Here is a 12,455-nt window from a genome sequence, read left to right as displayed (position 1 = left end):
ATACATTCCCTAGAGGTAACGAGAGGCTAGCTCTAATATTTCGTTTTGTGTGGTTTCTTTGGTATTAACAATACCCGCGGCGCGACCGTTACTCATCACTAAAATACGGTCTGTGATACCCAGTAATTCCGGCATTTCAGAAGAAATAATAATGATGCCTTTACTTTTCTTCGCCAGTTCCAGAATCAACTGATAAATTTCAAATTTTGCGCCAACGTCAATACCACGGGTCGGTTCGTCCAGCATTAAGATTTCTGGTTGAGTTAACAGCCAGCGACCGATGATCACTTTTTGCTGGTTACCACCAGAGAGCGAACCAATGGAAGTTTGGTGTGAAGGCGTTTTTACGCGCATGGAGTCGATCACCCACTGCGTATCGCTCTTCATTTTCTTATCGCTGAGCAGACCATAAGGGGTTTTGTACTCATCTACGTTGGCCACCAGTGAGTTGAACGTAATGTCCAAGTTACTGTAGATACCTGTAGAGCGACGTTCTTCCGTTACCAGTGCAAAACCGTTGCGAATCGCTTCATGCGCATCGCGGTTTTTCATCTCGCGGCCGTGAAGTTGAATGTGGCCTTCACTGCGTTCACGCACACCAAAAATGGTTTCAACGATGTCGGTACGGCGTGAGCCAACCAGACCCGCAACGCCCAGAATTTCACCTGCACGCAAATCAAAAGAGATGTCAGTGATGGATGGCTGGTTCAGCGCAGTCAGGTTTTTCACCTCAAGAATGACGTCTTTTGGTGTGTTGGTTTTTTCCGGGAAGCGGTGCGTCAGTTCACGGCCAACCATCATTGATATGATCTTGTCCATGTCGAGGCCTTTGAGCGGGCATGTATCCACCCACTGGCCATCACGCAGAATCGTAATCTCATCACAGATGGCAAAGATCTCTTCCATCTTGTGCGAGATGTACACCACACCACAGCCTTTCTCTTTCAGCTTGTTGATGATGGTGAACAGGTGATTCACTTCTTTTTCCGTCAGAGAGGACGTCGGTTCGTCCATGATCACCACTTTCGCGTCGTAAGAGAATGCTTTGGCAATTTCCAACATTTGCATTTGCGAAACAGATAAGGTGGCGACTTTAACTCGCGGATCAATATTAATATCTAACTCTTCGAAAATAGCTTTGGTATCACGATACATTTTATCGTGGTCAACAAATAAGCCTTTTTTCGGATAACGGCCAAGCCAAATATTGTCCATAACGGAACATTGCTTAACCTGGTTTAATTCCTGATGCACCATGGAAACGCCAGATTCCAGGGCCTCTTTAGATGAAGAAAAGTTAATATGTTTTCCGAGGAAAATAATATCGCCTTCATCTTTTTCGTATATTCCAAACAAACATTTCAGTAACGTAGATTTACCCGCGCCATTTTCACCCATCAGAGCGTGAACAGAGTGCGGACGAACTTTTAAATTTACGTTATCTAAAGCTTTTACACCTGGAAATGATTTGCTCACTCCTGTCATTTCTAACAGGAATTCATGTGTTTGATTTACCATGGCATCACTTTACTGTGTTTAAAACGAGAACCGATAAATATCGCTTAGATACATAGGTGATTCGAAAATGTGGTAACTGGGGAGAGATTACTCTCTCCCCCGAGCAGGTCATTACTCAAGTGTAGATTTATCAACACCTACGTAAGGAACGCGTACCACTTTGTTTTCGATGTGCCATTGAGTACCTTCAGTTGGCGCTTTGCCTTCTGCAAGGTTACGAGCAAGCTCGAACGTTGCTTTCGCTTGAGAATCAGCATCGTTCAGTACAGTACCTGCCATGTCACCAGATTTAACCAGTGCCAGTGCTTCAGCCAGTGCGTCAACACCGTAAACAGGTAGTTTCACGCCAGCACCGCGTAGCGCTTCGATTGCGCCCATTGCCATACCGTCGTTGTTTGCGATAACCACTTCAATTTTGCTGCCGTTAGGGCCAGACAGCCATGCATCCATCTTGTCTTTTGCCATAGCGGTATCCCACATACCGGTATCCATGTGCAGTTGTTCAGTCTTGATGCCGTTGTCATTGATAGTTTTAACTGAATAAGTGGTACGAGCTTCAGCATCTGGGTGGCCTGGTTCGCCTTTCAGCATTACGTACTGAAGTACGCCGTCGCCGTTTTTATCCCATGCTGGGTTTGCTTTCCACTGTTGAGAAATCAGATCGCCCTGGATGATGCCAGACTCTTTAGAGTCAGTACCTACGTAGAACGCTTTGTCGTAGCTTGCCATCGCGTCTGCGCTTGGTTCTTTGTTGTAGAACACAACCGGAACATCATCAATTTTCGCTTTTTGGATGATGGTTTTCGCTGCTGCAGGGTCAACCAGGTTGATTGCCAGAGCTTGAACACCACGAGCCAACATCACGTCAACTTGGTCGTTCTGCATTGATTGGCTGTTTTGAGAGTCGTTCATCAGGATGCGAGTATTGCTATCTCCTGCTGCTTGTTTCTCAATCGCTTGGCGTACTACAGACATGAAGTTGTCATCGTATTTGTAGATAGTGAAACCGATGGTGGTTTCAGCCATTGCTTGAGAACCGAAGCCCATGCCGGCAGTCAGCATCGCTAGTACAGTTAACTTTCTCATTGAACAAGTCCTATTTGTTGTTTTGTTATACAGATGTAGGGGACAAACGTTATCGAAATGCAGTACGCATGAAAACGTTTACTCAGCCAAGTATAGTGAGCAAAAGAACAATTAATGTGAAGTATGTAAGATTTTGGTTGGATTGCAGATTAATTGTAAGAGTTTGTTTAAATAGTTTGATGCCAATTGCAAATTACGCTCGCGAACGTAACACAATGTAACAGCGAGATCTGGTTCTCTTTTTTGGAGGGGGTAAAGCTGAGTTTTTGTGATGTTGAAATCGAGAATTGAGTAAACGTTTACAGCGTAACTTGTTAAGGCAGGGTCAACAAGTCGCTGACCCTGAATTTGAGACATTGCTTAATGAAATGCGAGTGTCAGTTGGTAGTGATAATGACGTTTGAGCAACTGGTATTGTTCATGCACACTTGGTGTCCAAGAGTCATCGCCACCGACGCCCATATGCTCCGCATCCAGCCTCACCCACAGCTGCCCGCTCGGTTGCAGCTCGTTGGTGTGACGCGCTTTCGCAACATCCTCAGCGCGGTAGCGACTTACCGATAGATGATAGTGCCCTTTGATGTGAAGCTGGCCGATATCACTCTCTTTCACATCGCAGCGCAAACCACTTTCACTCGGGAAGATATACGGCGTATGCAGATCGGCGACCGGAGCACGGTACGCTCCGACATGCGCCGACGTTTTACGATCCGGATAGTTCTCATGCGGACCTCTGCCGAACCAGCTCACTTCATCGATATCATCTGCCAGTGCCAGTTCAATCCCCACTCTTGGCAAGGAAGGCAATCCGGACGCGGTTTGGACATCCACAGTGAGTCGCACTTCACCATCTGCATAGATGTGGTATTGCCATTGAGTGCTCAGCACGGCCAACCCTTCAAAGCTGTGCACATAACGCACGTCGATCCAGCAGGCATCGCTCAGCTGGTGATGGCGGAACTGGACACACTCACGTTTCAGATATGGCAAGCCCATCGCTTCCCAGCGTGCAATCCAAGAGTTGGGGTCCACTTTGTTTGCTTCACTGGTGCCAATATCGTTATCCAACGGCGCACGATAGAAGTTATCACGCAGTCCGCTCGTGAGTTTTTGCTCATTGCCAACCCACCACGCATCGAGTTCTCCTGTTGAGGTATTGAACTCAATCTGTTGGTTTTTGGCACGGATCTTCAGGCGGTTCAGTGCGTTCTCTATTTTCGGCGCGCCCGACAGATTGCCTTGCTCAAGTGGTAAACCAAACGCGCCCGGCAACTCAAACTGCGCACACGAAATTTCATGCCCGTTGTCGGCCCACGCGGTCTCTTTCGCCAGTTCGACACACACCGTGAGATGGTAGTCGTAGCCAATCTTGGCGGCTGGCAGCGCATCCGCCAGCACCAGTGTTTCACTGGATTGCGGCGCCAGAGTAATCAGCCGTTCACCGCGCGCGATAATATTGCCCTGTTCGGTGATCTTCCATACCAATCGCTCCTGTGGCGCCGTGAACAGGTTTTCACTTGTTACGCGAATGGTCAGTGGCTCAGTGCTCAACAGTTCAATCTGATGAAATTGCTGGGCATGTTTGGCTTCGTACAAAGTGGGATGCACCGTACGATCCGGGAAAATTAAGCCGTTAATACAGAACTGGCGATCGTTGATTTCATCGCCGAAGTCGCCTCCGTAAGCCCAGTATTGCTCACCTTTCTCATCAGTGCGGGTCAAGCCCTGATCCACCCAGTCCCAGATAAAACCGCCCTGCAGGCGCGGATACTCGCGGAAGGTGTCCCAGTACTGATGAAAATTACCCAGACTGTTGCCCATGGCGTGGGCATATTCACACAGAATCAGCGGGCGCTGCTCGCCCGGCATGCCAATCCATTTTTTCAACGCCAGCTTAGGGGTAACCGCTGGGTCAGATGCTAAACGTTGATCAGTCTCAACCCGTGCGTACATCGGGGCGATAATGTCGGTCGCGGCGGTATCCGAGCCACCGCCTTCATATTGCACCGGGCGTGAAGGATCTCGCTGCTTAGTCCACTGATACAGGGCATGATGGTTCGCGCCAATCCCCGATTCATTGCCGAGCGACCAAATGATGATCGACGGGTGGTTTTTATCACGTTCGACCATGCGCGTCATGCGGCGAGAAAAGGCATTCAGCCAAGTCAGATCATCGGCTAAACGACACATCGGGAACTGGCCATGGGTTTCAATGTTGGCCTCATCCACCACATACAAGCCGTATTCATCACACAATTCATACCACATCGGATGATTTGGATAATGCGCGGTGCGCACCGCATTAAAGTTGTGCTGCTTCATCAGCTTGATGTCTTGAATCATGCTGTCGCGGGTCATGACATGACCCAGCTCCGGATGATGTTCATGTCGGTTCACCCCACGAATCAGCAGGCGCTGACCGTTCACGCGCAGTACGCCTTGGGTGATATCCACCTGACGAAAACCGACGTCGTAAGCTTCGCAATCAACGGTTTTCCCATCGCTGTTGAGCAGTGTCACCACCAAACGGTAGAGATAGGGATCTTCGGCGCTCCACTTACGCGGATTGTCGATATGGATGCGGTGGTGAGCTCTTTCATTCCAGGCGCCCTTTTCATCCACAATCTGTTGTCCGGTCGGCGCATTACGTTTAGCAAACACGCTGTTACCTTCGGCGTCAAAAAGCTCAATCGCCACCTGATGATCAGAGTTGCACTCGCTCAGCGATGTCGTGACATTCAATGTCGCATCTCGGAAACAAGCATCCAACTCGGTTTTGATTTCGACATCCGCAATCGACACCAGCGGTTTGGTGGTCAAAGTGACATCGCGGAAGATGCCACTCAGCCACCACATATCCTGATCTTCAAGGTAAGAACCATCGGACCAACGCATCACCATGACCGTCAGCAGGTTTTCACCATCGGTAAGATGCGCTGAAAGATCAAACTCCGCAGGCAAACGACTGTCTTGTGAGTAACCTACCCACTCACCGTTACACCACAAGTGAAACGCCGAGTTCACCCCATCGAAGGAAATGAAGTAACGCGAATGCTCAAGGCGTTCATCCAGCGTAAAACGAGTGCGATATACCCCGGTCGGGTTCTCTTGCGGCACATACGGTGGATTATCAGCAAAAGGATATTTGATGTTGGTATAAATCGGTTTGTCGAATCCCTGGCATTGCCAGTTTCCCGGGACAGCAATTGAAGTCCAATGCGAATCGTTGAAATCTTGTTCAATAACATCAGGGATAACGATTTCAGGCTTTGCGTATAACTCAAACTTCCACTCTCCGTTAAGAGATCGCTGGTTGGCAGATGGCTGTTTTGTTTTGGCCGCTTCTTCACTGTGATAGGCATGTAGCGGAGCGTGAGCAGCGAGTACGTTATGATGTGTAACGTGTTGATTTTCCCACTCTCTTGCTAAAATAACCTGAGCAAAAGTTCTCATTCTTCAAATTCCTGTTGTTTCAGATTGCCGGTCCGAGTTGCTATTATTTGTTGGTGCCGACTAGTTTGGTAACGTTTACAATTATCACTCTAGCGCCAGCATAAAAACAAATACAGTGCCCTGCTCTGTATCTTTGCTCTCCATCACCAACTTTGCATTTCCCGCCTATTTTTTGCGTCGTCTGTTTTACGCCCTTTCATGCTTCTCTGAGTAAGTTGGCAAAAATAATAATTGGCATATGCTAATAATGAGAGCAAAATGGCAGGCAATTGATCATCAAGGAGCATAAAAATGAAGTATGCGCTGCCCATTCAAAACCAACGCCTGAGTAATCATTTTTCTAAGGCCCCCCAATTTTTGTTGTTCGATAGCCAAACCGGAAAACAACAGTGGCTGGATATCGAGGCCACTGAAGAAGCTCGTTCTGAACACCACTGTGGCAAAAAGAAAACGCTGCTGGCACTGCTAAAACAGCACCAAGTCGATGCCGTGGTTGTGCGCAACATTGGACAATCGATGCTTGCCAGCCTGTTTTCATCGGGTGTTAAAGTGTTCTCCAGCCCAGCTATTCACGACATAGGCAACCTGAGCACAACCCAGCTCACACCCGTTACGGATATGAATTACGCCAGGCCGTCTGCCCACAAATCCGCTAAACCCTGTGCTGGTCACTCCGCTTGCGGTCATCAAGACGCCTGCTGTCATAAACCCGTGGACAACACTAAACTTAAACCAAGAACACTTGAGAAACTGCAGCGCGTGCTAAAGATTCACCGCTAAGGAGTAAGCATGACTTACCTATTCGCCTTCGGGTTGTTTCTGATTCTGGTCGTATTGATGAGTATCGGCGTGTTGATGCGGCGTAAGCCGATTCAAGGCAGTTGTGGCGGGTTGTCCAGCGTCGGCGTCGACAAAGTGTGTGACTGCGAAACCACCTGCGAAGAACACCAATCCAAGCTTTATCAGATACAAGAACCCACCGAGAAAAAATAATTGGTTCTGGTGCGATACGAAGCAATCGCACCAGTCAATCGGTCTATTTTCAAAATATTTTTGAAAGTCCTTCAAGCTAAAGACTCTTTTTCCCTATTCATCAGGACGTTATCTTTCATACCAACCACTGTCCATTTGGAAAAAGACCCATGAACATTACTGCACACGCAAAATCCCGTTACTCAACGAAAGCTTTTGATGCCGACAAGCGCATTACCGATGAGCACGTTCAGGCGATTAAAGATCTGATCCGTTTCAGCCCTTCCAGTACCAACTCACAACCTTGGCATTTCATTCTTGCCAGCACAGAAGAAGGCAAACAGCGCATCGCAAAGGCGGCACAAGATCGTTACGCCTTCAACGAGGCGAAAATCCTTAACGCTTCACACGTACTGGTGTTCTGCGCCAAAACCAGCATTGATGAAGAGTACCTGCTGAACCTTCTGGAAGTGGAAGACAAAGACGGCCGCTTTGCCAATGCTGATGCCAAACAAGGCATGCACAATGGCCGCTCTTTCTTCGTGAACATGCACCGTTTTGATCTGAAAGATGCGCAGCACTGGATGGAAAAACAAGTGTATCTGAACGTGGGTACGGTACTGCTCGGCGTTTCAACACTGGGCATTGACGCAGTGCCAATCGAAGGCTTTGATGCCAAAGTACTGGATGAAGAATTCGGCCTGCGTGCCAAAGGCCTCACCAGCGTAGTAGTAGTGCCACTGGGCTACCGCGCAGAAGAGGATTTTAATGCGAAGCTGCCAAAATCGCGCTGGCCTGAAACTAACATCATTACGGAGTGCTAATGGCGACGATTCACCTGTTGGCTGAAATCAAAGCCAACCACGGACAAGAAGCAAATCTGGAGCAGGCATTACGCGCACTGCTTGAACCTTCACGCAATGAAGATGGTTGCTGTCAGTATGAACTGTTTCAGGATGAATCGATTCCTGGTCTGTTCGTCATGCAGGAAATCTGGTGCTCCGAAGCGGCTCTGGCTCAGCATCAACAAACTGAGCATTTTCAACACTTCGTTGCACTGACGGAAGAAAATGGTTGGATTGAATACCTTCAACCACGCCAGCTTAGGTTCCTTGCTTAAGTTTCGATAAGCGATACCAGCGCCATTTCTATCCCCTCAACGGAGATGGCGCTTCTCATCTCAAACCAATTATGGTGTGATACGCCCAGTTATCGCCACTTGCGACACGATATGAAAGCGTTAAACGATCTCAATATATTCGTCGAAACCGCTCGTCAGGGCAGTTTTTCCCAAGCCGCACACAGTCTGGACGTCACTCCTGCCGCAGTCAGTGCCGCCATCAAACGCCTTGAAGCTCAATTGGGGTTTGCGCTGTTTGTTCGCTCAACACGTAGCCTGCGGTTAACCAACGAAGGCGACATCCTGCTGCAGAAAACTCAAGCTGCATTGAACACCATTCAGGAAGGATTGGATCAAATCGCACAAACCCAAGGGGAAATCTCCGGCACGCTCAATCTCTCTGCTCCGTCCGACTTTGGCCGCAATCAGTTGCTGACTTGGCTGGATGAATTTGCCGAGCTGTACCCTAATATTTCCATCAACTTGGATTTGTCGGACGGCATTACCAACCTGTATCACCGCCCGATTGATCTGGCGATTCGTTACGGTACACCGCCCGATTCCAACTTTGTTGCCCTGCCTATCTGTACCTGCAATACCCGTATTGTATGTGCCAGCCCAGAGTATGTGTTGAACAAACCAGCGATTGTTAAGCCGAGCGATTTGCTACTGCATCATTGTCTCTGCTTTATGTTGTCCGACACTTATCACAACCGTTGGACATTCTGGAAAGACGGCGAAACTGAAACCGTAGTGGTAAACAGCAAACGCAGTGCGAATGATGGCGACGTGGTGCGCCGCTGGGCCATCAATGGCCGTGGAGTGGCGTATAAGTCATTGTTGGATGTCAGTCAGGACATCATTGACGGCCATTTAATTCCGCTCATGCCTGACTGGCAATCGGAGCCTTGTCCGGTCTATCTGGTGTGCGCTGACAAGCGTCTGCTCAATCACGCGACGCGCGCACTGCATCAATTCCTTCAGGCGAAATGTGAGCAGCGCATGCGCCAGGTGAAAGATCTCATTTCCCGACGTTACAGTCAGGTCATGTAATGACTTACGCTAACGCAACCGGGCCAGAACAATTTTCTGGTCCAAGTGGTCATGCCATTCGGTGTAATCCATACCGCGTTCGAAAACATACTCTGTTACCAGACTGCGTACACACTCGACCAGCGTTTTGGCATTCCATGGTTTTTCGAAATAGCGGTCAATACCCGCAGCATTAATCGCATTAATGGTGTCGGTATGAGTCGCCTGACCGGTCAGCAGCACTTTCTTGGTGCCTTTGAAACGCGAGTCTTCCGCCACCTCTGTGAGCAAATCAACACCGGTTTTGCCCGGCATGACGTGGTCTGAAATGATCAGGGCGATATGCTCGCCCTGCGCATCGAGATCGTCCATCAAATCCAGCACTTCATAAGCCGATTCGCAATCCTCAATATTGAGCCAGGTCGCCAAAGGTTCGAGATCCTGCAGCACTGCACTGAGCACTTCGCGCTGGTCATCAACGCAAATGATATTAAGCTTCTCCATAGTCATCCTCGACAGGTAATTTGATCCTGAAAATGGTTGTGTCGTGATTGCTTTTAACGGCAATCGTGCCGCCGTTACTGGAGACAATCCGTTTCACGATGGCGAGTCCAAGCCCCAAACCAAACGACAAGCCGTCTTTTTTGGTGGTAAAACTGGGTTGAAATATTTTTCTGCGGGTTGCCTCGTCAATCTCCGGGCCGTTGTTGGCGACCGTAATTAAGATTCGCTGTTTGCTGTAACGGGTGTGAATATCGATGGCCGGTTCAGCGCTGGTTTGCATTGCATCGCAGGCATTTTTAATGATGTTGACCCAAACTTGCACCCATTCTGTGGTCGAGCCTTTAATGATGGGCAGAATGCCCGGCCGCATGCGTACTGACACGCGCCGCAAATCGCTCTGCAACAGCGCTAGTGCGCGGTTTAACGTGTCGTTAAGATCCAAGTCTTCATTCAAATTGATTTCTGTACGCCCTAATTGCTTCACAGACTTCACAATGCCTACCGTATGTTTAGAAGCCAAACGCAAGTCATGCAAGTCCCGCCCCATCTGCCAGTAACGAATGGCAAGATGAGGATTCTTCAGCCAGTGGGCAGACAGCTCGCGTTCAGGTACCGCTCGTGCCAGTTCGCGAGCGATATTGCGCGGCAGGTGATACTGCTGCTCAAAGCGTGCACCACGTTCGCGCGCCTCGCTGGATGACGCTTTCTGACCATGCAGCAAACCAAAATCAAAAAACAGGCTGGCTTCGGGATGCACCTCTTCCAGCAACTCGAGAAACAGAGTCTCCAACCGCTCGGTTTTGCTGCTCACCACGCCAATCGCGTTGTTGAGTTCGTGGGCAATCCCCGCCGCGAGCTGGCCAAGCGTCGTCATCTGCTCTGCGGTATGCAGGCGCTCCAGCGCTTTCTCCTTCGCAACGGATTCCTGCATAGCACGACGCTGACGGCGACTCAATTCCGCTACCATTACCGGCATAAACTGAGTGCTCAGTGGGCCGAAAGCGGCCTCATCGACTACTTTGGTATAACGATCAATCCAACCCAGTTCGACATCAGTTTGCGCCTCAACGGTCGATGACGCTGTCCAATTTCCCGAAAAGAAACTGTGCACACCAATAAATGCGCCTTGTGAGGCGGAAAAGACGCGAATCGATTTGCCTTCTTTTTCCTGGAAATGGCCGGTCAGCTCTCCTTCCCGCACATAGTAAAGGCGGTCGTTATAGCCATTTTGTTCCAGCACTCGTTCGCCCTTGACCAAGCGCAAAGTTCGCTGCGGGCAACTGAAATAACGTTCAACGAGCGCCGACTCCTGATTGTTCATACGCTTAACCAATATGACCTAACACATGCAGCAACCAAACCATCACAAAGCTCAGCAGCACCCCTACCACACCAAGGATGACCCCGACACGCGCCATTTGATTACTCTGCACATGGCCAGTGGCATGTGCCAACGCGTTGGGTGGCGTACTGATGGGCAGCGACATGCCCAGCGACGCCGCAAAAGTGACTACCAGAATCAGGGTAACTTCTCCGCCCAGTGGCACCAGCGAGGCCATAGATGCGCCCAGTGCCGCCATGATTGGCATCAACAGGTTGGCGGTCGCGGTATGGGACATAAAGTTTGCCATCATTAAACACAGGAAGGCGGCACCAAACAGCACCACATAAGGCGAGAACTGATCAAACGGAATGCTGTTGACCATCAATTGCGCAAGACCGGTTTTGTCGAGCGCCAGACCGAGCGCGATACCACCGGAAACCAGCCACAGAACGTCCCAGGAAATTTTCTTCAGGTCTTCTTTGTTGATGATACCGGTTACGGAGAACACCGCAACTGGAATCAACGCCACTGTGTACGAGTTCATGCCATGCAGCGAACCCATCAACCACAAGATGATGGTGAGCGCGAAGGTCACGTACACCACCATGGCTTTGGGTGTTTTAAGGAATTTACCTTTGATGCTGAGCTCAATTTGGGTTTGCTCAGCTTTGTACATAAAGCCAATCAGAAACCACGCCAGCGTCATCAGAATGATGACAAACGGCACGCCAAAGGCCATCCACTGACCAAAGGTAATGAGGTTCTCACCAACCAGATATTTAAGCGCAATGGCATTCGGCGGTGTGCCGATTGGCGTACCAATGCCACCAATGTTAGCCGCAACCGGAATACACAAGGCGAACGCAATACGCCCCGGATCTTTCGGACCAAATACCGCAATGACCGGCGTCAGAATAGACAGCATCATCGCTGTGGTGGCGGTATTGGACATGAACATCGAGAATATGCCGGTGATCATCATCAGTCCCAGCATGACGTATTTCGGATTCTGGCCGAATGGCTTGAGCAGCACACGGGCTAAGTTCACATCAAGACGATATTTCGTCGCTGCCATCGCCAAAAAGAATCCCCCCAGAAACAGCATGATGATCGGGCTGGCAAAGGTCGCCATAATGTCGCTGTAGTGCAGCAAACCGCCAAATTCGGGTGACGACTCATTGAGTCTGAACAACACCAACCCCTTGTCCGACAACATCATCAGCTCAAGCACAATGATCACCACCGATGTCGCGTAAATCGGAATCGGTTCAAATACCCAAAGCAAGGCGGCCAACAGGAATATCGCAATAACCCGTTGTTGAATGATGGTCAGCCCATCAAACGGAAATGCACTAAGCGGCATCAGCAACACCAATAAAGGAATCGCAATCGGGATGATAAATTTGAGGTACGGACGAATCATAAGCTCTCTTCCTGAGGGTTCTG

General features: G+C 49.4%; 11 protein-coding genes. 5 read left to right on the top strand and 6 right to left on the bottom strand.

All coding sequences use genetic code 11. The annotated features are described in order from the left end of the window. Nucleotides 1-9: 9 nt before the first annotated feature. The 3 genes from mglA to LGV68_RS03400 all read right to left on the bottom strand — a co-directional run bounded on the left by mglA (nucleotide 10) and on the right by LGV68_RS03400 (nucleotide 6,057). Nucleotides 10-1,518: a galactose/methyl galactoside ABC transporter ATP-binding protein MglA gene (gene mglA, locus LGV68_RS03410; RefSeq protein WP_020330975.1), complete on the bottom strand. Its 1,509-nt coding sequence runs from the start codon at nucleotides 1,516-1,518 to the stop codon at nucleotides 10-12. Between the two features lie 111 nt (nucleotides 1,519-1,629). Next, on the bottom strand, nucleotides 1,630-2,604 hold the full coding sequence (gene mglB, locus LGV68_RS03405) for a galactose/glucose ABC transporter substrate-binding protein MglB (RefSeq protein ID WP_020330974.1): 975 nt from the start codon (nucleotides 2,602-2,604) through the stop codon (nucleotides 1,630-1,632). A gap of 360 nt (nucleotides 2,605-2,964) precedes the next feature. Then, nucleotides 2,965-6,057 (bottom strand): beta-galactosidase, encoded by a 3,093-nt coding sequence (locus LGV68_RS03400; protein ID WP_252536259.1) that lies wholly within the window; start codon nucleotides 6,055-6,057, stop codon nucleotides 2,965-2,967. 291 nt (nucleotides 6,058-6,348) lie between these two features. Here LGV68_RS03400 and LGV68_RS03395 point away from each other — a divergent pair, with 291 nt between their 5' ends. From LGV68_RS03395 to LGV68_RS03375, 5 genes are all read left to right on the top strand, one after another. Then, the gene (locus tag LGV68_RS03395; RefSeq protein ID WP_158130262.1) at nucleotides 6,349-6,837 is read left to right on the top strand and encodes a NifB/NifX family molybdenum-iron cluster-binding protein; all 489 of its coding nucleotides are present in this window, start codon (nucleotides 6,349-6,351) and stop codon (nucleotides 6,835-6,837) included. Nucleotides 6,838-6,846: 9 nt separating this feature from the next. Then, nucleotides 6,847-7,050: a (Na+)-NQR maturation NqrM gene (nqrM, locus tag LGV68_RS03390; RefSeq protein ID WP_020330971.1), complete on the top strand. Its 204-nt coding sequence runs from the start codon at nucleotides 6,847-6,849 to the stop codon at nucleotides 7,048-7,050. A gap of 149 nt (nucleotides 7,051-7,199) precedes the next feature. Continuing rightward, complete coding sequence (locus LGV68_RS03385) at nucleotides 7,200-7,853, top strand: oxygen-insensitive NAD(P)H-dependent nitroreductase NfsB (protein ID WP_020330970.1); 654 nt, start codon at nucleotides 7,200-7,202, stop codon at nucleotides 7,851-7,853. Continuing rightward, the gene (locus LGV68_RS03380) at nucleotides 7,853-8,149 is read left to right on the top strand and encodes a putative quinol monooxygenase (protein ID WP_100268143.1); all 297 of its coding nucleotides are present in this window, start codon (nucleotides 7,853-7,855) and stop codon (nucleotides 8,147-8,149) included. Before LGV68_RS03385 ends, LGV68_RS03380 begins: the two co-directional genes overlap by 1 nt. 111 nt (nucleotides 8,150-8,260) lie before the next feature. Further along, nucleotides 8,261-9,202: a LysR family transcriptional regulator gene (locus tag LGV68_RS03375; RefSeq protein WP_020431132.1), complete on the top strand. Its 942-nt coding sequence runs from the start codon at nucleotides 8,261-8,263 to the stop codon at nucleotides 9,200-9,202. A gap of 9 nt (nucleotides 9,203-9,211) precedes the next feature. Here LGV68_RS03375 and LGV68_RS03370 read toward each other — a convergent pair whose 3' ends face one another. Genes LGV68_RS03370 through LGV68_RS03360 form a run of 3 tightly spaced genes read right to left on the bottom strand, consistent with a single transcriptional unit; the run spans nucleotide 9,212 to nucleotide 12,429 of the window. Further along, nucleotides 9,212-9,685, bottom strand: a complete 474-nt coding sequence (locus tag LGV68_RS03370; protein ID WP_020330967.1) for a response regulator — start codon at nucleotides 9,683-9,685, stop codon at nucleotides 9,212-9,214. After that, nucleotides 9,672-11,006, bottom strand: a complete 1,335-nt coding sequence (locus LGV68_RS03365) for an ATP-binding protein (protein WP_252536257.1) — start codon at nucleotides 11,004-11,006, stop codon at nucleotides 9,672-9,674. The genes LGV68_RS03370 and LGV68_RS03365 overlap by 14 nt, the downstream gene beginning before the upstream one ends. A 4-nt stretch (nucleotides 11,007-11,010) precedes the next feature. Then, entirely contained in the window at nucleotides 11,011-12,429 is a 1,419-nt protein-coding gene (locus LGV68_RS03360; RefSeq protein WP_075989219.1) for an SLC13 family permease, read from the bottom strand. Nucleotides 12,430-12,455 lie beyond the last annotated feature (26 nt).

The sequence above is a fragment of the Vibrio sp. LQ2 genome (assembly GCF_023920125.1).
Lineage (GTDB): Bacteria > Pseudomonadota > Gammaproteobacteria > Enterobacterales > Vibrionaceae > Vibrio > Vibrio fluvialis.
The sequence above is the reverse complement of the archived record's forward strand: the minus strand, read 5'-3'. Positions and strand labels throughout refer to the sequence as shown.